Here is a 20,384-nt window from a genome sequence, read left to right on the forward strand (position 1 = left end):
GGGGCGCGGGGAACTGCGCGACCAGCCCACCACCGGGCCGCAGGCGAAGGGCGCCCCCCGGGGCAAGGGAGTTGAGGCGGGCGACACCCCGTGTTATTGCGGTGTTCGCCCATCCCCGGGACCCTGGGCCCGCCCCCGCCCGCAACCCCCGTCAGGAGACCGCGATGTCGCTCAGCCGCAGGGAGTTCGCCAGGAATTCCGCCCTCACCGGTGCCGGGGTCGCCCTCACCGGATCCGTCGGGGCGCTGGCCACGGCGCCGGGCGCGCTGGCCGCCGAGCACGGGCACGGGCACCACGAGCCGGGCTACGGCCCGCTGCTGCCCGACCCCAAGGGCATACTCGCGCTGCCGAAGGGCTTCTCGTACCGCATCGTCACCCACAGCGGCGTCACCAAGCTGGAGTCCGGCGAGACCACCCCGTCCAACCACGACGGCACCGCCGCCTTCGAAGGGCCGCGCGGCGTCACCCTGCTCGTCAACAACCACGAGCTGAAGGGCCCGCGCAAGAACTGGCCGCGCCCGGTGCCGCTCACCGAGGGCCTGGTGTACGACCCGGCCGCGTCCGGCGGCTGCACCGTCGTCGAGGTGCACGCGCACGGCGGCCCGGTCGCCGAGTGGGTCGGCATCGCCGGTACCTCCACCAACTGCGCGGGCGGCGCCACCCCCTGGGGCACCTGGCTGACCTGCGAGGAGACCGAGGACAAGGCGGGCTCCAACGGGATGACCAAGGACCACGGCTACGTCTTCGAGGTCGACCCCTGCGACCGGCGTGCCAACCTCGCCCCCAAGCCCCTCAAGGCGCTCGGCCGGTACGCCCACGAGGCCGTCGTCGTCGACCCCCGGCGCGGCCACCTCTTCCTGACCGAGGACGCCGCCGGGCCCAACGGCCTGCTCTACCGCTGGACCCCGCCGCACGGCTTCAAGCACGGCCGCGGCCGGCTGCGCGCGCTGGCCGACGACGCCGGGGTCCTCCAGGCCACCAAGTGCTTCGACGCGGGCGGCCGGTTCGTCGACGACCTCTCCCGCGCCACCAAGATCGGCACGGTGTACGGGGTCGACTGGGTCGACGTGCCCGACCGCGACGCCCGCACCACCTCCGTGCGCAAGCAGTTCAGCGGCCAGGACGTCACCCGCGCCCGCAAGCTGGAGGGCATGTGGTGGGGCGACGGCGGCGCGTACATCGTCTCCTCGTACGCCCGCGAGGAGTCCCCGGTCCAGCACGACGGCCAGGTGTGGTTCTACGACCCGCGCCGCCGCACCCTCACCCTGAAGGTGCTGCTCGGCGTCAACCCCGCGCCCGGCCAGGACGGCGCCTTCGACGGACCGGACAACATCACGGTCTCTCCGTACGGCGGCCTGGTCATCGCCGAGGACGGCGAGGGGATCCAGCACCTGTTCGGCGCGACCGACTCCGGGCGTACGTATCCGATCGCCCGCAACGAGCTCAACCAGGGCACCGAACAGGCCCCGGAGTACAGCGAGTTCACCGGGGTGACCTTCTCGCCCGACGGCCGGACACTGTTCGCCAACATCCAGGAGCCGGGCATCATGCTCGCGATCACCGGCCCCTGGCGCCGCCAGCCCCGCTAGACGGAGGGCTTGTCGTACGCCCGTATCGACGCCTTGCCGATACGGGCGTACCAGCCCACCTCGTCCGCCGCGAGCTCGCTCACCCGGTCCGGCAGCGGCCAACTCCGCAGTGCGCGGCCGTCGGTGAGGCGCAGGGCGGTGCAGCCGCTGCCCGCCGCCGCGTAGACCAGTGGGCCCGCCACCACCGGGGGGACCTGGGCGACCCCGCCGCTCACCTGTGCGGCCCAGCGGACCCCACCGGTCGCCGGGGCCACCGCCTCCAGGGTGCCCGCGTCCCGCCAGTGCAGCAGCAGCCCGCCGCCGGTCACCGGCGCGCGGGCCCCGCCGAGCCGCTTGGGCCAGCTCGCGTCGAGCCCCAGGGTGGGCCGCGACCAAGGGGAGCGTACGTCGTGGCCGTACAGCCTGTTCCCGGCGGTGATCAGCAGCTTCCCGGCCGACTGGGCCAGTGCGGTGGACCCGGCCGGGAGGTCCAGGTGCGCGAGCGGCTGTACGGGACGGATCGCGCGGCCGTCCGTGCCGATGACGTGCAGCTTCCCGGTCGTCGTGAGCACCGCGAACCCGTCCGGCAGCGCACACACCGCCAGCACGCTCTCCGTCGGCGGATACGTCCACCGCTCCACGCCGTCCTTCACGCCCACGCACCGCACCCGCGTCGACGCGCCCGGCACCGGGGCGAGCAGCAGCGCGTCGCCGAGCACGGCGGGGGCCACGGTCGCCGGGCCCGGCGGGGTGGTCCAGCGGACGGCGCCGGTGGCCGGGTCGGTGGCCCGGGTGCGCCACTCGGAGCTCGTCTGCACGGACGAGTCGAGCAGGAGCCCGCCCGTCGACGTGAACCAGCCCAGCGTGGGCGCCAGTTGGGGTTTCTTCACGCGGACGGCTCCCTTCGCGAGAGCGACGGCCGGGAGTCCCAGATCCGGTGCGAGCAGCAGTCCGTCGGACGTGCCCCACCACCCGCTCGCCTTCCCGCCCGCCTTCCGCTGCCACAGCGGCGCCCCGTCGGCGCCCGCGCGCGCCTCGACCACGCCGGACGGCGAGCCGGCCGCGTCGGTGCCGTGCACCAGCAGGGCCGCCCCGGCCACGAGCAGCGCGTCCACCTCGCCGCTCCCCGGCTCCAGGCTCCAGCGCGCCCCGCCCGCCGCCGCGCCCGTACGCACCACCGGGTCCCACGACGTCCCGGATCCGCCGCCGTGCGGGGTCGGCCGCAGCAGCGCGTACCCGAAGAGCGCGGCGAGCCCGCCGCCGCCCGCGAGCAGCAGGCCCCGCCGGGCCACCGCCCGGCCGCGCCACGGGCGTACGGGACCGGTCACCGGTTCGCGTACGGTCTCCCGTACCGTCGGCGGCGGCGCGTCCTGCGGCTCCGGCACCGGGTCGTCGGCGAGGACCAGCGACCGTACGGGCTCCTCGCGCCACCACAGCGGGGGCCGGGGGTCGCGCAGCGCCCGCAGCACGGTCCGTACGGTCGGACGGGCCTCGGGATCCTTGTCCAGGCAGCGCTCCACCAGCTCCCGCAGCCCGAACGCGCGCGGGACTCCGGACAGTTCGGGCTCCTCGTGGACCGTGCGGAACAGCAGGATCGCGACCGTGCCGGTGCCGAACGGGCCCAGGCCGGTCGCCGCGAACGCCAGCACCGCGCCCAGCGCGAACACATCGGCCGAGGCCGTCGCGGGCGGGCCGTCCCCGGCGATCAGCTCCGGGGCCAGATACCCCGGCGTCCCGATGATCGCTCCGGTCTCCGTCAGCGCCTGTCTGTGCACCGCACGGGCGATGCCGAAGTCGATGACGCGCGGCCCGTCCGCCGTGACCAGCACGTTCGACGGCTTCAGATCGCGGTGCACCAGACCCGCCGCGTGGATCCCGGTCAGCGCCTCGGCGAGGGCCGCGCCCAGCGCCCGCACCGCGGACGACCGCAGCGCACCGCCCGCCGCCACGGCCCGGCCCAGCGCCACGCCCGGCAGGAACGCCGTGGCCAGCCACGGCACCGGCGAGTCGGGATCGGCGTCCAGGACCGGGGCCGTGTGCGCGCCCGTCACGGCCCGCGCGGCGGCAGCCTCGCGCCGGAACCGCTCCCGGTAGTGCGGGTCGTCCGCGAGGTGCTCGTGGACGGTCTTCACGGCGACGAGCCGCCCGCCCGGCGTCCGCCCGAGGTACACCTGCCCCATCCCGCCCGCCCCCAGCCCGCCGAGGAGCCGGATCCCGCCCAGCCGGCGCGGATCCGAGGCGAGCAGCGGGTCCGTCATGCGGCGCCGTCCGGCCCGCGGAAGGTGGTGACGACCGAGCCGACGCGCACGTGCACAAGCCCGCCCCCGGCACACCCGAGCAGGTCGTCGCGGCCCTCGAACGGCACGGCCCACACCAGCTTCCCCGTCGCCGGGTCCAGCGCGTGCAGCCCCCACTTCGGCCCGCCCAGCGCGAGTTGGTCGCTGCCCGGCTCCGGGCCGGTGACGTACAGCCGCCCCTCGGAGAGCAGGGGCGGCGGTGACGCGTGGGGTGCGTCGGTGAGGCGCCGTACGTCCGTGCGCAGCCAGCGGGTCCGCCCGGTGGCCGCGTCCAGGGCGCTCACCTCCGAGTGCGAAGCGGCGTGCACCAGGCCGTCGGTGGCCGTCGGCGTCACGGACACCGAGCCGGTGACGCCCCGGGACCACAGCGTGGTCCGGGCTGCCAGATCGACGGCGCTGACCGCCTCGCCGAGCGCGAAGTAGCCCGTGCCGGTGGCCCCCGGGTGGGCGTCCGGCCGCAGCGCGCCGCCCGTGACGGTCGTCTCCAGGCGGCCGTCGGAGGCCCGCAGCACGTGCAGCGGGTCCCGCGCGCGCACCTTGAGCTGCTCGGGCCCGCCCGACTGGGCGTAGACGGACGAGGCGATCGCGAACCGCCCGCCCGCGTACCGCACCGCCGTCACCCCGGCGGCCGTCCCCTCGTGGTACCAGAGCCCCTCGCCGGTCGCCGGGTCGTAGCCGTACGCCCGCCAGGGCCGCTTGTGCCCGGTGCGCCGCGACCATTCGGTGTCGTACGACTCGTACGTGACGAAGCACGCGACCTTGTCGCCGAGCACGAACAGGCCCCGGGAGCCCTCCAGTTCGACGTCGTCCGGCAGGAGCGAGGTGCGCGGCCGCAGCCCTTCGAGCCGGGGGTCGCGGGTCTCCCAGCGGGGGTCGCCGGTGGCGGCGTCGAGCGCGACGAGGGTCGGGGCACCGGCGAGCTCGGCGCGTACGAGGTGGACGACGTCCTTGCCGTACGGCACGACCTGGCTGACGCCCTTGGCGTCCCGCTGCCAGCGGACGGCGCCGGTGGCGGGGTCGAGGCGGGTGAGGGAGGCGGTGTCGTGGACGTAGAGGGCGTCGCCGTGGCGGATCAGGGCGCCGCCGTACTGGGTGGGGCCGAGGTCACGGGTCCACAGGGCGCGGCCGCGGGGGTAGGGGGCAGGGGAGGGGCGCTCGGCGCTCGCGTGTCCGTCCTTGCCGAGTGCGACCGCCGTCGAGATTCCGGCGGCGGCGACGGCGCCGGAGGCGGACCAGAGGAGGAAGCGGCGGCGGGAGGCGCGGGCGGGCGGCTCCGGGTCGGCCACGGCCGGCGCCGCCTCGATCAACTCGGCCGTGGCCTCCTCGTGCTGGCGTATCAGCCCGGTGACCGGCTCCTGCTCCCACCAGGGCTCGGGGGCGCTGCGCCCGGCGCACCACGCCAGGACCTCGGCGACAGCGGGCCGGTCGGCGGGCTCGCGGGCCAGGCACCGGCCGAGGAACTCCCGCCAGTCGTCGCCCGGTACGCCGTCGAGGTCCGGCTCCTCGTGCAGCGTGCGGTACAGCACCTGCGGGGCGCTCCCCGCGCCGAACGGGTTGCGGCCGGTGGCGCAGAGCGCGAGCAGCCCGCCCAGCGCGAAGACGTCGGCGGGGGGCCCGGGTTCGCCCTGGCGGGCGAGCTGCTCGGGGGCGATGAAGCCGGGGGAGCCGACGACCTCGCCGGAGTGGGTGAGCGCCTCCGCGTCCGCCTCCCCGGTCCCCTTGGCGATCCCGAAGTCGATGACCTTCGGGCCGTCCCGGGTCACGATCACATTGGCGGGCTTGAGGTCGCGGTGGACGAGGTGCGCGGCGTGTACGGCGGCCAGCGCCTCCGCCAGCAGGGCGCCGAGCGCGGCGAGCTGGCGGGGGCCGAGGGGGCCGAGCGCGGAGACGGCCTCGGAGAGGGCGGGCCCGGCGGCGTACGCCGTGGCCAGCCACGGGGGTTCGGCGTCCGGGTCGGCCGCGAGCACGCCGGCGGTGTACGGGCCGTCCACCGCTCTGGCGGCCGCCACCTCGCGGCGGAACCGCTCGCGGAAGCGGGGGTCGGCGGCGAGGTGCGGGTGCACGGTCTTCAGCGCGACGAGTCTGCCGGAGGCGGCGCGGGCGAGGTGTACCTGGCCCATGCCGCCGTCGCCGAGCAGCGCGACGAGGCGGTACCCGCCGATCTCGCCCACCGCACCTCCCCTGACGACTGTCAGAATGTGCGACGCGCGCGACCCCATCCGTGGTTGCGCCCCCACCCCGCCCCTTCCCTAAATCCTCCGGGGGTGGGGGGAGGGCTGGGGTGGGTGGGCTCACCTGAGCGGGGCCTGCGGCCCCTGCACCCCGCTGTCTTTCGTCTGCGGACCGTGCTGGGTCGCTCGCGCAGTTCCCCGCGCCCCTAACTACCTAGGGGCGCGGGGAACTGCGCGACCAGTTGGGGACGGCCCGCAGCCGAAGAACCAGGCCGCCCGCCAGAGGGCTTTCGGGAAGGGGCGGGGTGGGGGACTGACCCCGCGAGTCAGGACCGCTTCAGGATCAGGCTCACGTTGTGGCCGCCGAAGCCGAACGAGTTGGCCAGGGCCGCGTCCCACGAGCCCGTACGGTTCGCCCCCGCCACCACATCCAGCCCCACCCCCGGATCCAGCCGCTCCAGATTCCGCGTAGCCGGAACAATCCCCTCGTGCAGGGCGAGCAACGCCGCCATCGCCCCCACCGCCCCCGACGCCCCCAACATATGCCCCGTCATCGACTTCGTCGCGGTCACCACCGCATGCGTCCCGACCGCCCGCTCCACGGCATCCGCCTCGGCCAGATCACCCGACGGAGTCGACGTGGCATGCGCGTGCACCACCCCGATGTCGGCGGGGCCGAGGTCCGCGTCCCGCAGGGCCGTCTCGATCGCCCGGACCTGCCCGGCCACGTCCGACGCAGTGATGTGGTCGGCGCTGGAGGTCACGGCGGCCCCCGCCACCGCCCCGTACACCCGTGCCCGCCGCGCCCGCGCGAAGGAGGCCCGCTCCAGGACGAGTACGCCCGCGCCCTCGCCCATCACGAAACCGCTGCGGTCCGCGTCGAACGGGCGGGACACCGTCTCGGGGTCGTGCTCCTGCGGCGACAGCGCCTTCATCTGCGCGAACGCGGCGAGCGTGAACGGGTGCAGACAGGCCTCCGTGCCGCCCGCGACCACCACGTCGGCCCGGCCCGCGCGGATCAGGTCGAGCCCCATCGCGATGGCCTCGGCCCCGGACGCGCAGGCGCTCACCGGTGTGCGTGCCCCGCCCCGCGCGCCCAGGTCCATGGAGACCCAGGCCGCCGGGCCGTTGGGCATCAGCATCGGCACGGCGTACGGCGAGAGCCTGCGCGCGCCGCTCTTCTCGTACGTGTCGTCCTGGCCCAGCGTGGTCAGCACGCCACCGGTGCCGGTGCCGATCACCACCGCCAGCCGCTCGGGCTCGACCTCGGGGGTGCCCGCGTCCCGCCAGGCCTCGCGGGAGCTGATCAGCGCCAGTTGTTCACATCGGTCAAGGCGCCGTGCCTCCACCCGGTCGAGCAGCGAGACCGGGTCGACGGGCAGTCCCGCCGCGACCCGGACCGGCAGATCCGCCGCCCATTCCTCGGTGAGCAGGGACACCCCGGACTTGCCGGTGAGCAGCCCGGACCAGGTGGATGTGGCGTCGGCGCCGAGCGGGGTGATCGCGCCGAGCCCGGTCACCACTACGTCTTCATGATCGTTCATACCCTCGACCCTGCCAGTCGCGGACGGCCGCGGGGAGGGGCCGAACGGATCGATTTGTCCAGGGGAGGTTGTGAGGTCTCGACAACAGGCATGCAGTAACAGACATTCAGCGGCGGGGCGCGTCACGGAAACGCGCGGGGCCCGTCACCCGCACGCGGCGGGTGACGGGCCCCGGTCGTCTCGGGCCGTGTCCTCTACGGGTCAGAGCGCCTCGGCCGACGGCTTCACCATCCCGCGCACCGTCCGGGACTTCACGAAGTTCCCCAGCGCCGTCATCTCCCACTCGCCGGAGAACTGCTTGATCAGCTTGGCCATCATCACGCCGGTCTGCGGCTCGGCGGTGGTCAGGTCGAAGCGGACCAGCTCCTCGCCGGTCGCCGCGTCGATCAGTCGGCAGTACGCCTTGGCGACCTCGGTGAACTTCTGGCCGGAGAACGAGTTCACCGTGAAGACCAGGCCCGTCGCCTCCGCCGGGATTCGGCCCAGGTCGACCACGATCACCTCGTCGTCGCCCGCGCCCTCGCCCGTGAGGTTGTCGCCGGAGTGCTTGACCGCGCCGCCCAGGATCGAGAGCTTGCCGAAGTAGCAGCTGTCCAGGTGGTTGCGCTGCGGCCCGTACGCGATCACCGAGGCGTCCAGGTCGATGTCCTTGCCGCGGAACGCGGGCTCCCAGCCGAGGCCCATCTTGACCTGGGAGAGCAGCGGGCGGCCGCCCTTGACCAGCGACACCGTCTGGTTCTTCTGGAGGCTGACGCGGCCCTTGTCGAGGTTGATCTTCCCGCTCGGCGCGGCGGCGGGCGCGGCCGGAGCGGCCGGGGGAGCGGCGGGCATCGGCGGCGCGGCCACGGGGGCGACCGGGGCCGGTGCGGCGGGGGCGGGCGCTGCGGCCGGGGGCTCCTCGACCGTGACGCCGAAGTCGGTGGCGATGCCCGCCAGCCCGTTCGCGTACCCCTGGCCCACCGCGCGGGCCTTCCAGGCGCCGCCGCGCAGATAGACCTCCATGACGACCAGCGCGGTCTCGCTGCCGAGCTGCGGCGGGGTGAAGGTGGCGATCACGCTGCCGTCGTCGGCGTTGCGCAGGGTGGCGGTGGGCTCGATGCCCTGGAAGGTCTGGCCCGCGGCGTCGGGGCTGGCGGTGACCACGATCTTCTCGATGCCGGGCGGCACCGCCGCCGTGTCCACCACGATCGCGTCCGGAGCGGTGCCGCCGCCGGACCGGTAGGTGACACCGGGGCCCGAGGGCTGGTTGTAGAAGATGAAGTCGTCGTCCGAGCGCACCTTGCCGTCGGCGGTGAGCAACAGGCCCGACACGTCGAGCCGCACCGGAGCGGCGACGTCCACCGCCACGCGGGCGGCCGGGAGCGGAAGGTTCGAGCCAGGTGTCATTGCGGTCATGTCCCGGGAACGAGCGGCACGGCTTTACGGTTCCTTGAACGTCCCGCCAATTCGTGAACGGTCGCGGACCGGGCGACGGCCTCCCTGGATTCAGTGCGGCCACACCGGCGGGTTCGTCGTGAAGTGGCCGCCGAGATACGACTGGCCCGGGTCGTCGGGGTCGAGCTCGCCCTGCTCGGCGATCAGCTTCTCGGCGTACTGCTCGGAGTCGTCCCGCGGCTCGTACCCGAGCGCCCGCGCCGACGAGAGGTCCCACCACAGCCGGGTGTTGGCGGAGGAGCCGTAGACCACGGTGTGGCCGACGCCCTCGGCGGTGAGGGCCGCGTGGAAGAGCCGGGCGCCGTCGCCGGGGCTCATCCAGATCGACAGCATCCGTACGGAGGTGGGCTCCATGAAGCAGGAGCCGATCCGCACCGAGACGCTCTCCAGGCCGTACTTGTCCCAGTAGAACTGGGCCAGGTCCTCGCCGAACGACTTGGACAGGCCGTAGAAGGTGTCCGGACGGCGGGGCGTGTCGACCGGGATCAGGGCGTCCGGCTCCAGCGGCGCCTCGCCCTGCGGGCGCGGGGTGAAGCCGACCGCGTGGTTGGAGGAGGCGAAGACCACGCGCGCGACGCCCTCCTCGCGCGCGGTCTCGTAGAGGTTGTACGTGCCCTCGATGTTGGCCCGCAGGATCTTGTCGAAGGTGGACTCCAGGGAGATGCCCGCCAGGTGCAGGACCGCGTCGACGCCCCGGACCGCCTCCCGCAGCGCGTCCCGGTCGCCGAGTTCGGCGGTGATCGCGTCCGGCTCCCCGGGGATGGCCCGCGCGTCGAGAAGGCGCAGGTCGTAGCCGTACGCCGGGAGCAGCCCGCGCATCAGGGTGCCGAGTCCGCCGGCGGCGCCGGTGAGCAGGACGGTGCGGGGAGCGGGCATGGGGTCTCCTCGGTGCGGGGGCGGGCGGGTCCGTCGGATGAACACCATCGTGGATGGCATTCATATCCGTGGAAACGCTAGGGAGCGGCCTCCGGCCCCGTCAAGTGTGGCGCGGAGCGCCTGTCGACGCCATGGCGGCGCAGATGTCACCCGCACGGAAAACACCCGCGCGCCGGGGTTTCGCGTCTTGACCGTCGTCAGGGGGCTGCCATAGCGTGGCGGCGTTCAGAAATATAGACGTCGATCAGAACCGTGCACGACGGCCTTGCCCTGGGAGCGCCTGTGACGCCCAAGAACCCTTCCCCGCTCGCCGCCCGCCTGGACGGTCTCCTCTTCTTCCCGGTCACCCCCTTCGGGCCGGACGGCGGCCTCGACCTCGACGCCTTCCGCGCGCACGTGAGGAGCGGCATCGAGGCGGGCGCGGCCGCGGTGTTCACCTGCTGCGGTACGGGCGAGTTCCACGCGCTCACCCCGGAGGAGTTCCACGCGTGCGTGGCCGCCGCCGTCGAGGAGGCCGCGGGCCGCGTCCCGGTGGTGGCCGGAGCGGGGTACGGGACGGCCCTCGCGATCCAGTACGCGGGGCTCGCCGAGGACGCTGGCGCCGACGGGCTGCTCGCCATGCCGCCGTACCTCGTCGTCGCCGACCAGGAGGGGCTGCTGCGCCACTACACCGCGCTCGCCGCCGCCACCTCCCTCGACGTCATCGTCTACCAGCGCGACAACGCGGTCCTCACGCCCGCGACGGCCGTCGAACTCGCCCGCACCGACGGCATCATCGGCCTCAAGGACGGCATCGGGGACCTCGACCTGATGCAGCGGATCGTCAGCACGGTCCGCCGGGAGGTGCCCGGCCACGCGTTCCTCTACTTCAACGGCCTGCCCACCGCCGAACTCACCGGCCTCGCCTACCGGGGCATCGGCGTCACGCTCTACTCGTCGGCGGTCTTCTGCTTCGCCCCGGACATCGCGCTCGCCTTCCACCGGGCGCTCGACACCGGCGACGACGCCACCGTGAACCGCCTCCTGGACGGCTTCTACGTACCGCTGGTCGAACTGCGCAACCAGGGACGCGGATACGCCGTTTCGCTGGTCAAGGCGGGCGTACGACTGGCGGGCCTGGAGGTCGGCGAGGTGCGGCCGCCGCTGAGCGAGCCCGACGCGGCCCACATCAAGCAGCTGGCCGCGCTGATCGAGCGGGGGCGCGCGCTGCTGGCCGACGGGGCGGGCGCGTGAAGGCGTCGGCGTTCCTCTACCCCTGGGACGTGATCGGCGACCCGGACGCGCCCGCGCGGATCGCCGACCTGGGCGTCCGTCAGGTGACGCTGGCCGCCGCCTACCACTCGACCCGGGCCCTCACCCCGCACCACCCGCGCCACCGGATCGTCACGGCCGAGCACGCGGCGGTCCTGTACCCCGTCGACGAACGGCGCTGGTCCGGCCGTGCGTTGCGGCCGTACGCGGCCGGGGCGTGGGCGCCGGGCGACGCGTACGGCGAGGCCGCCGAAGCCCTCGCGGCGGTCGGCCTCGACGTCCACTCCTGGGTCGTTCTCGCCCACAACTCCCGCCTGGGCGCGGAGCATCCGGGGACCTCGGTGGTCAACGCGTACGGCGACCGCTACCCCTGGGCGCCCTGCATAGCCCGGCCGGAAGTCCGCGCGTACCTGGTCGCCCTGGCGGCGGAGGCGGCGGTACGACCCGGGGCGGGCGGGACGGAACTGGAGTCCTGCGGCTGGTACGGCCTGGCGCACCTGCACGCCCACGACAAGATCGCGGGGGTGGCGCTGGACGACACGGCCCAGTACCTGATGTCGCTGTGCTTCTGCGACGTCTGCCGACGGGGGTACGGGGAGTGGGGCCTGGACGCGTCGTGGCTCGCGGGGTCGGTGCGGGAGGCGCTGGAGCCGGTGTGGCGCGGTGTCGCCCCGTCCCCGGCGGCCGCTCCTTTGCTGGAGGCGACGGTCGGCTACCGGGCCTCGGTGGCGCGGAGCCTCCAGGAGGAGGTGGTCGGGGCGGTGCGGGCCGCGGCCGGTCCGGGGTTCCAAGTGTTGCTGCACGCGGATCCCGGGGTGCATCGGTGCGGGGCGAACGTGGGGGTGTCCGCGGCGGACGTGTTCGCCTTCGCGGACGGGGTGGTAGTCCCGTGCCCGGCCGGCCGCCCGGACCTACTGCGGCCGTTCGCGGCACATGCGCCTTCCGGCGCGGTGCTCGCTGCGAACCTGACGGTGGTGTCGGGGATGGGAGGTCGGCCGGGGGCGCTGGGGGAGGACGCGGCTCTGGCGGAGGCCGCGGGGGCGACGGAGTTGCGGCTGTACCACGCGGGGTTGGCATCGGGGGAGGACGGGGCGGCGGTGCGCCGCGCGGGGGTGGTGGATTGACCCCCACCCCGCCCCTTCCCGAAACTCTCCGAGGGAGCTCTTCGTCTGCGGACCGTCCCCAACTGGTCGCGCAGTTCCCCGCGCCCCTAAAGGCTCGGCTTCGCCATCGCCAGCGGCCGTACCCCCTCAGGGGCGCGGGGAACTGCGCGACCAGCCACCGACGACCCGCAGACGAACGGGGTCCGGGGGCGCAGCCCCCGGGAAACGCAGCTCAGCCCGACCCCACCCCCGGAGGGTTTAGGGAAGGGGCGGGGTGGGGGACCCTCAGCGCGAGCGCGACCGCCGCCGCCATCGCCCCCACCACCGGCAACAACACCCCCACCCCCACCACCCCCACCAGCCCGGCCCCCACCCCCAACCCCACCGCATTCGGCACGAACAGCAGTGTCGACGCCGTGGACGCCGTACGGCCCAGCACCGCGTCCGGCACCGACCCCTGTACCGCCGTCATCGCCGCCACCAGCACGCACGGCAACCCGAGGCCGATTCCCGCGCTGCACGCCAGTGCCACCGCGTCGTACGGAAGGATCCGCGCGCACACCGACGCCGCGAACACCGCGATGCCGAGGGCGGCGAAGCGGTGGATCGGGAGGCGGCGCAGCAGTGGGCCCGAGAGGAGACCGGCCGCCACCGAGCCCACTCCCTGCGCCGTGTACAGCACGCCCACGAACGCCGCCGAGTGGCCGAGCCGCTCGTCCACCACCGCGTAGATCGCCGCCCCGTTCAGACCCGCGCACAGCATCGTCGCCCCGCCCGCGAGGACCAGCGGCCGCAGCACCGGCGAGCCCCACACCGTACGCGCCCCCTCCGCCGTGTCGGCCAGCCAGTGGCCGCCCGGCACCGGCCGCGCCTCCCGTACCCGTATCAATGCGAAGATCCCCGCCGCCAGCAGGAACGTCACCGCGTCCAGGACCGCCACCGCCGCCCCGCCGAACCGCGCGTACAGCCCCGCTCCCAGCAGCGGAGCCACCAGTTTCATGCCCTCGTTGGCTGTCATCCGCAGGCCGTTGAAGTCGCCGAGGAGGTCCCGGTCCACGGCCTTGGCCACCAGTGCCGCCTCGGCCGCGTCCTGGACGACGCCGTTCACGCCGTACACCACGAGCACCGCGAACAGGATCCAGACGCGGCCCGCCGAGTCCAGCGCGAGCAGGGGCATCAGCAGGGCCGCCATCGCGATGTTGATCCAGACGAGCAGCGGGCGGCGGCGCACCCGGTCCGCCACCGTGCCCAGCAGGGGCCCCACCAGCGTCGGCGCCCACATGGCGAAGACGGTGAGCGCCGCCAACGTGTCCGATCCGGTCAGCGACTTGGCCCAGATCCCGGCCGTCAGCCACATCGCCGACGACCCGAACCCGGACACCACCACCCCGGTCAGATACAGCCCCGCGTTGCGGTCCTTCAGCACCCGGACCAGGCCTGCGGCCCGGGTGGTCTTCTCGTCTGCGCTGGTCACGGTCACGGGGGTAAAACTGGCCCGTGAGGCCGTCCCCGGGAATCGGGCGAACGCCTTATTCCCGGGGACGCCGTCGCCCTAGGACGAGCCCAGCGCCGCCCGCATCATCTTCTGCGCCACCGGCGCCGCCAGGCCGTTGCCGCTCACCTCCGAACGCGCCGCGCCCGAGTCCTCGATGAGCACGGCCACCGCCACCTCCTTGCCGGAGGAGTCCTTCGCGTACGAGGTGAACCAGGCGTACGGCGTCTTGGAGTTGCCCACGCCGTGCTGGGCCGTGCCGGTCTTGCCGCCGACCTCGGCGCCGCTCACCTTGGCGTTGGAGCCGGTGCCGTCCTCGACGACCGTCACCATCGCGGCCCGCAGCTGGCGCGCGGTCTCCGCCGACATGATCCGCTTGCCGTCGCCGTCCTTGTAGGACTGGAGAGCCGTGCCGTCCGCGTCCGTGACCTGGGAGACCATATGGGGCGATGCCATGACTCCGTCGTTGGCTATAGCGGCGGACACCATGGCCATCTGGAGCGGCGTGGCCGTGACATCGAACTGGCCGATGCCGGTCAGCGCGGTCTGCGCTTTGTCCATGCCCTTCGGGTACACGCTCGCCGAGGCCCGCACCGGCACGTCCTGCTTCGCGTCGTTGAAGCCGAACTTCTCCGCCATGGCCCGGACCTTGTCCTGGCCCAACTGGTCCGCCATCTTGGCGAAGACGTTGTTGCACGAGTACTGGAGCGCCGTGCGGATGGTGGCGTTCTCGCACGGGGCGGACGGGTTCTCGTTGCTCAGCACGGTCCGGGTGCCGGGCAGGGTGTACGGGTTGGGGCTGTCGGTCCTCGTGTCCACCGACGGGTAGAGGCCGTTCTCCAGCGCCGCTGCGGCCACCACCAGCTTGAACGTCGATCCCGGCGGCAGCGGCTGGCGCAGCGCCCGGTTGACCATCGGCTTGTCCGGGTCCTCGGAGAGCGCCTTCCAGGCGTCGCCGTCCGTCGAACCGGCGATCTTCGACGGGTCGTACGACGGCGTCGACACCATGCCGAGGATTCGGCCGGTCTTCGGGTCGATGGCGACGGCCGCGCCCTTCTTGTTCCCGAGCGCCTCGTAGGCGGCCTTCTGCACGGCCGGGTCGATGGTGGTCAGCACGTTGCCGCCGCGCGCCCGCTCGCCGGTGAGCACCGAGAGCGGGTCCTTCATCCGGGTGTCGGTGCCGTCGAGCACGTTGCCGTAGATCCCCTCCAGCTGGGTCGCCCCGTACACCTGCGAGCTGAAGCCGGTCACCGCCGCGTACAGCTCACCGTTCTTGTACGTGCGTTTGTACGCGAGGTCACCGCTCGCCGTCCTCTGTGATCCGGTGACCGGGGAGCCGGCCACGATGATGTCCCCGAGCGGGTTCGCGTACTGCGCGATGGTGTTCCGCCGGTTCAGCTTGTCGTCCGCGAGGGCCTGGCCTTTGTAGAACTGCACATAGGTGGCCCGGCCCAGGAGGGCGAGCACCATGAGCAGACAGAAGACCGCGGCGCGCCTGATCGTCTTGTTCATCCCAAAGGGAGGACGAGGCGGGTGACGCGAATCGTTCCTTATGGCCGGTTTTCTCAGGAAGCTCTCATCTGTCGTCCCGCCCGGCGCGGAGGCCTCAGCGTGGCGTGATGAACCCCGACTCGTACGCCGCGATCACCGCCTGGGTGCGGTCCCGCGCGCCCGTCTTGGCGAGCACCGAGGCCACGTGCGTCTTCGCCGTCGCCGGGCCGACGCCCATCCGGTCCGCGATCTCCGCGTTGGAGAGCCCGGTCGCCATCAGCCGCAGGACGTCCGCCTCGCGCTCGGTGAGCCGGGCCACCCAGGGCGGGGGCGCGGGCCGGGCCGAGGAGTGCAGCGCGGCCAGCTCGCGCACCGCCGACGGATAGAGCAGCGAGTCGCTGCGCGCCACCAGCCGCACCGCCTGCACCAGCTCCTCGGCCGCCGCCCGCTTCAGCAGGAAACCGGCGGCCCCGGCGCGCAGCGCGTCGTACACGTAACTGTCGTTCTCGAAGGTCGTCACCACCACGATCCGCGGCGGCGAGGGGAGCGTCGCCAGGATCTGCTCGGTGGCGCGGATGCCGTCGATCTCGGGCATCCGCACGTCCATCAGGACGACGTCGGGGCGCAGTTCGCGCACCACCGACACCGCCTGCGCGCCGGTCGCGGCCTCGCCCACGACCTCCAGGTCCGCCTCCGCCTCCAGGATGGCCCGCAGCGCGGTGCGCACCATCCGCTCGTCGTCCGCGAGCACCACCTTGACCGCGCTCATCGCGCACCCCCGACCGGGAAGCGGGCGGTGAGCCGCCACAGGCCGTCCTTCGGGCCCGCCTGCGCGCGGCCGCCGAGCAGGGCGGCCCGTTCGGCGATCCCCAGCAGGCCCCGGCCGCCCCCCGGGCGCACCACTTGAGCCGTACCGGGCAGGGGGTTCTCCATCTCGATCTCCACTTCCTCGCCGTCGACGGCGATCCGCAGGGCCACGGGCGCGGCGCCGCCGTGCCGCAGGGCGTTGCTCAGCCCCTCCTGCACGATCCGGTACGCCTCGCGCGAGACCAGTTCCGGCACGGCGGCGAGGTCGCCGTCCGCCGTGTACGACACCTTCACTCCGGTACGCGACAGCAGCCCGTCGAGGCCGGTGAGCCCGGGGCCCGCGCCCCCGGCCGCCTCGTCGTCGCCCTGCCGCAACAGGCCGAGCACGGCGTCGAGTTCACCGACCGTGCGCCGGGTCGTCTCCTCGATCGCCGCCAGCGCCTCCCGTACGAACGCGGGGTCGCTGTCGAACACCCGGCGGGCCGCGCTCGCCTGGAGCGTCACCGCGCTCAGCGCGTGGCCCACCGAGTCGTGCAGCTCGCGCGCGAGCCGGTTGCGCACGGCCAGCTCCGCCGCCCGCTGCTCGGCCGCCGCCAGCCGGTCCGCGGGCGTCGGGCCGAGCAGCCTGGGCGCCCAGCGGGCGAGCAGCGCGCCGCACCCGGCCGCGCAGCAGATCAGCGCCAAAAGGCTCGCGAGGCCGATCGGCGCGGCGAGCAGCACCGTCCAGCCGTCGAAGGCGGGCATCCCGAGGCGGGAGTCGCGCAGCGCCGCGGAGAACGGCAGCGCGATCAGGGCCACGGCGAACGGCGGCAGCGCGAGCGTCATGCCGCTGACGACCCCGCCGAGGCCGATGTGGAGCGTGAACCACCCGGCGGTGCGCACCCGGGCGGCCCGGGATCCGGCGGGCCCGTCGGCGAGCGCGGCCGGGTCGACGCCGCACAGCGCCCGGGTCGCCGCCACCGACAGCGGGCGGGCGATCGGGAACAGCGCCGAGACGGCGGCGATCGGCAACGCGCAGGCGAAGGCGGCGAGTTGGAGAGGGAGGCTGCCGTACACGTTCGCGCCGCCGGTGACCGACCCGACGATCACCGCGCCCAGCAGGAAGTACGGCATCAACGCCGCGCCGCCGAGCACCAGATGGACCCAGCGCAGCCGGGCCGTCCGGCCGAGCAGCCGCGTCGCGATGATCACCAGCACAGCGTAGGGCCTGTCCGGCGGGCGGGAGTTCAGTGCGCCAGGGTGAGGACGACCTCGTCGATCTCCGCGCCCCGGGCGTTGGCGAAGCCGCGGTCGTGGCCGACGATCAGGTCGCCCGAGGCACGGATCCGGGTCGATGGGGTCTCCCCTGCTCCTTAAGAGCTTGGGGAAGGGTGTCGAAGCGGACCCGGTCGGCGGGGTCCTCGGCGGCGAAGGCCGCCACCCGCACCGACTCGGGGTCGCTCATGTGCGCGAAGAACACCGGAAGGTCGTCGTCCACCACCTCCCGCAGGACGACGACGGGCCGGGCGCGCGGGGAGGAGGCGGGCGTCATGCGTCAGAGCCTACGGGTGGCCAGGGTCAGCCGGTCACGGGCGTCGAACAGGGCGTCCTTGACCATCTGTTCGTGCGCCGGGGTCAGCCGCGCCACCGGCACCGAGCAGCTGATCGCGTCGCGCGCGGGCGTCCGGTAGGGGATCGCGACGCCGAAGCAGCGCAGCCCCAGCGTGTTCTCCTCGCGGTCCACCGCGTACCCCTGCTCGCGGATCTGGTGGAGCTCCTCGATGAGCTTCTCGCGGTCGGTGATGGTGTGCTCGGTCAGCTGCTGGAGGGTCTCCGGGAGCAGCTTGCGCACCTGCTCGTCGCTGTGGGTGGCGAGCAGCGCCTTGCCCAGCGAGGTCGAGTGCGCGGGCAGCCGGCGCCCGACGCGGGTGAAGGGGCGCAGATAGTGCTGGGACTGGCGGGTGGCGAGGTAGACCACGTTGGTGCCGTCGAGACGGGCGAGGTGGATGGTCTCCGTGGTGTCGTCGGAGAGCCGGTCCAGGGTGGGCCGGGCGGCCGCGACGACCTCGTCGCCGTCGATGTACGAGGTGCCCACCAGCAGGGCCCGGACCCCGATCCCGTACCGCGTGCCGGTGGCGTCGGTCTCCACCCAGCCGAGCTCCACCAGGGTGCGCAGCAGCATGTAGAGGCTGGACTTCGGGTAGCCGACCGCCTCCTGGACCGCCGCGAGGGAGTGCATTCCGGGGCGCCCCGCGAAGTACTCCAGCAACTCCACCGTACGCACGGCGGACTTGACCTGGGCCCCACCTGTCTCGGCAGCCGACATTCGACCTCGCCCCTTCTTGTCTGCGCGTCTTGCCAACGCAGAACGCCCGTCAATAGAGTCCAGCATATTCACCAGCAGGAACGCTGTTCAGAATACCGAACAAACCCTGGTGGCGGAGCAGGACGGGCAAGGATGACCAGCATGGTCCCGTTCCCGGGCGACGGGCAGGACCGGAAGCCGGAAGGACATCGCGGTGAGCACAGCACCAGTCTGGAGTGTCGACCCCCGTACCGGGAAGCCGCGCGAGGAAGTCGCTTCGGAGGCGACGGAGCACGAGGTCGACGAGGCGGTACGGGCCGCCTGGGCGGCGCGCGGCGCGCTCGCCGACCGGGGGGTGCGGGCCGCGCTGCTGCGGACCGCCGCCGAGCTGCTCGACGGGGCCGCGGAGCAGGTGGTGGAGGCCGCCGACGCCGAGACGGCTCTCGGGCCGGTCCGGCTCACCGGTGAACTCGCCCGGACCAACGCCCAGTTGCGGGCGTTCGCGGACGTGGTGGACGAGGGCGCGTTCCTGGACGTGCGCATCGACCACGCGGACCCGGACCGCACCCCGCCGTGGCCGGACCTGCGGCGGATGAAGGTGCCGCTGGGGGTGGTCGCGGTGTACGCGGCGTCCAACTTCCCGCTCGCCTTCTCCGTCCCCGGCGGGGACACGGCGAGCGCGCTGGCGGCCGGGTGCCCGGTCGTGGTCAAGGCCCACCCGGCCCACCCGGCCACCTCGGAGCTGTGCGCCTCGCTGCTGCGGCGGGCGGCGGTACGGGTCGGGCTGCCGGCGGACGTGGTGGTGCTGGTCCACGGCTTCGACGCGGGTGTCGCGCTGGTGCGCCACCCGCTGGTCTCGGCGGCCGGCTTCACCGGTTCGGTACGGGGCGGACGCGCCCTCTTCGACGCGGCGGCGGCCCGTCCGGTACCGATCCCCTTCCACGGCGAGCTGGGGTCGCTGAACCCGGTGGTGGTCACGCGGGCGGCGGCCGAGGAGCGCGGCGAGGAGATCGGGGCGGGGCTCGGGGCGTCGATGACGCTGGGCGTCGGCCAGTTCTGCACCAAGCCGGGCTTCGCGCTGGTCCCGGCGGGCGCGGGCGGGGACGCGCTGGTGAAGGCGCTGACGGCGGCGGTGAGCGACGCGGAGGCGGGGGTGATGCTCGACCACCGGATGCGGGACGCGTTCGTTGCGGGAGTGGCCGAGCGAGCCGCGCTCGACGGGGTCGGGGCGCCGGTGACGCCGGGATCCGGCGGGGAGCACACGGTGAGTGCGGGGTTCCTGACGGTGGAGGCTGCTGTGCTGGCCTCGTCGGGGCCGCACGATCTGCTGCTGGAGGAGTGCTTCGGGCCGGTGACGGTGGTGGCGCGGTACGAGCACCCGTCCGAGATCGGAGCGGTGCTCTCGCGGTTGCCGGGGAACCTGACGGCGACGCTTCAGCTGTCGGCCGGGGAAGCGGCGGGGTCCGACGGCGGGGCGGCGGGGCTGCTGCTCGCGTCGCTCACGGGGGTTGCGGGGCGGGTGGTGGTGGACGGGTGGCCTACGGGGGTGGCGGTGGCGCCGGCGCAGCACCACGGGGGTCCTTACCCGGCGACGACGTCCACGTCCACGTCGGTCGGGGCGACGGCCGTCGAGCGGTGGTTGCGGCCGGTGGCGTATCAGAACACGCCGGATCTTCTGCTTCCGGGGGAGTTGCGGGAGGGGGGTGGGGTGGGGGTCCCTCGCCGGGTGGACGGCCGGTGGGAAGTCCCCACCCCGCCTCTTCCCTAAACCCTCCGGGGGTGGGGTCGGGCTGAGGCACGTTTCCCGGGGGCTACGCCCCCGGACCCCCTTTGCGGGGCCTGCGGCCCCTGCACCCCGCTTCGCGTTCGTCTGCGGACCGTGGATGGCTGGTCGCGCAGTTCCCCGCGCCCCTAAGAATGCCGCTCCGCGGCAATCCCCTGGGGCGCCCCGCAGGGGCGCATCTAGGCCGTGTATCGGAAGCGGATCATGCGCATAGGGTGTCGGCATGTCGCTGAGCCACATAGCCCTCTCGTCCGGTCGCTCGATCGAACTCATCGAGCTGCGG

At 73.9% G+C, this 20,384-nt stretch carries 15 protein-coding genes; 4 read left to right on the forward strand and 11 right to left on the reverse strand.

All coding sequences use genetic code 11. The features are described 5' to 3' along the window. Nucleotides 1–164 precede the first annotated feature (164 nt). Nucleotides 165–1,589: an alkaline phosphatase PhoX gene (locus IE252_RS09965; RefSeq protein ID WP_190088947.1), complete on the forward strand. Its 1,425-nt coding sequence runs from the start codon at nucleotides 165–167 to the stop codon at nucleotides 1,587–1,589. On the opposite strand, the gene IE252_RS09970 is transcribed toward IE252_RS09965, so the two are convergent. The 5 genes from IE252_RS09970 to IE252_RS09990 all read right to left on the reverse strand — a co-directional run bounded on the left by IE252_RS09970 (nucleotide 1,586) and on the right by IE252_RS09990 (nucleotide 9,890). Then, the gene (locus tag IE252_RS09970; protein ID WP_190088948.1) at nucleotides 1,586–3,826 is read right to left on the reverse strand and encodes a serine/threonine-protein kinase; all 2,241 of its coding nucleotides are present in this window, start codon (nucleotides 3,824–3,826) and stop codon (nucleotides 1,586–1,588) included. The genes IE252_RS09965 and IE252_RS09970 overlap by 4 nt on opposite strands. Continuing rightward, nucleotides 3,823–6,036, reverse strand: a complete 2,214-nt coding sequence (locus IE252_RS09975; RefSeq protein WP_190088949.1) for a protein kinase domain-containing protein — start codon at nucleotides 6,034–6,036, stop codon at nucleotides 3,823–3,825. The genes IE252_RS09970 and IE252_RS09975 overlap by 4 nt, the downstream gene beginning before the upstream one ends. Nucleotides 6,037–6,362: 326 nt before the next feature. After that, nucleotides 6,363–7,580, reverse strand: a complete 1,218-nt coding sequence (locus IE252_RS09980) for a beta-ketoacyl-[acyl-carrier-protein] synthase family protein (RefSeq protein WP_190088950.1) — start codon at nucleotides 7,578–7,580, stop codon at nucleotides 6,363–6,365. 201 nt (nucleotides 7,581–7,781) lie between these two features. Beyond that, on the reverse strand, nucleotides 7,782–8,975 hold the full coding sequence (locus IE252_RS09985; RefSeq protein ID WP_190088951.1) for a TerD family protein: 1,194 nt from the start codon (nucleotides 8,973–8,975) through the stop codon (nucleotides 7,782–7,784). Nucleotides 8,976–9,065: 90 nt separating this feature from the next. Next, nucleotides 9,066–9,890, reverse strand: a complete 825-nt coding sequence (locus IE252_RS09990) for an NAD-dependent epimerase/dehydratase family protein (RefSeq protein ID WP_190088952.1) — start codon at nucleotides 9,888–9,890, stop codon at nucleotides 9,066–9,068. A gap of 282 nt (nucleotides 9,891–10,172) precedes the next feature. Here IE252_RS09990 and IE252_RS09995 point away from each other — a divergent pair, with 282 nt between their 5' ends. Together IE252_RS09995 and IE252_RS10000 are read left to right on the forward strand one after the other, a co-directional pair. After that, nucleotides 10,173–11,123 carry a 5-dehydro-4-deoxyglucarate dehydratase gene (locus tag IE252_RS09995; protein ID WP_229848154.1) on the forward strand — a complete coding sequence of 317 codons (951 nt, stop codon included), beginning with the start codon at nucleotides 10,173–10,175 and terminating at the stop codon, nucleotides 11,121–11,123. Continuing rightward, entirely contained in the window at nucleotides 11,120–12,265 is a 1,146-nt protein-coding gene (locus IE252_RS10000) for a hypothetical protein (RefSeq protein WP_190088954.1), read from the forward strand. Before IE252_RS09995 ends, IE252_RS10000 begins: the two co-directional genes overlap by 4 nt. Nucleotides 12,266–12,476: 211 nt before the next feature. Here the strand turns inward: IE252_RS10000 and IE252_RS10005 are convergent, their stop codons facing one another. The 6 genes from IE252_RS10005 to IE252_RS10030 form a co-directional block, all read right to left on the reverse strand. Continuing rightward, complete coding sequence (locus tag IE252_RS10005) at nucleotides 12,477–13,724, reverse strand: MFS transporter (RefSeq protein WP_373298533.1); 1,248 nt, start codon at nucleotides 13,722–13,724, stop codon at nucleotides 12,477–12,479. A 72-nt stretch (nucleotides 13,725–13,796) separates the two neighbouring features. Next, on the reverse strand, nucleotides 13,797–15,248 hold the full coding sequence (locus IE252_RS10010; protein ID WP_190088955.1) for a peptidoglycan D,D-transpeptidase FtsI family protein: 1,452 nt from the start codon (nucleotides 15,246–15,248) through the stop codon (nucleotides 13,797–13,799). A 94-nt stretch (nucleotides 15,249–15,342) separates the two neighbouring features. Next, the gene (locus tag IE252_RS10015) at nucleotides 15,343–15,996 is read right to left on the reverse strand and encodes a response regulator transcription factor (RefSeq protein ID WP_190088956.1); all 654 of its coding nucleotides are present in this window, start codon (nucleotides 15,994–15,996) and stop codon (nucleotides 15,343–15,345) included. After that, nucleotides 15,993–17,228, reverse strand: coding sequence for a sensor histidine kinase (locus IE252_RS10020; RefSeq protein WP_373298538.1), 1,236 nt, complete (start codon nucleotides 17,226–17,228; stop codon nucleotides 15,993–15,995). Before IE252_RS10020 ends, IE252_RS10015 begins: the two co-directional genes overlap by 4 nt. A gap of 109 nt (nucleotides 17,229–17,337) precedes the next feature. Then, entirely contained in the window at nucleotides 17,338–17,565 is a 228-nt protein-coding gene (locus tag IE252_RS10025; protein ID WP_229848177.1) for a hypothetical protein, read from the reverse strand. Nucleotides 17,566–17,568: 3 nt separating this feature from the next. Then, on the reverse strand, nucleotides 17,569–18,339 hold the full coding sequence (locus IE252_RS10030) for an IclR family transcriptional regulator (RefSeq protein ID WP_101387738.1): 771 nt from the start codon (nucleotides 18,337–18,339) through the stop codon (nucleotides 17,569–17,571). A 193-nt stretch (nucleotides 18,340–18,532) separates the two neighbouring features. On the opposite strand from IE252_RS10030, the gene IE252_RS10035 reads away from it, so the two are divergent. Next, entirely contained in the window at nucleotides 18,533–20,086 is a 1,554-nt protein-coding gene (locus tag IE252_RS10035; protein WP_190088957.1) for an aldehyde dehydrogenase (NADP(+)), read from the forward strand. The last annotated feature ends 298 nt before the right edge of the window (nucleotides 20,087–20,384 follow it).

It is taken from the genome of Streptomyces melanogenes, from assembly GCF_014649795.1.
Classification (GTDB): domain Bacteria; phylum Actinomycetota; class Actinomycetes; order Streptomycetales; family Streptomycetaceae; genus Streptomyces; species Streptomyces noboritoensis.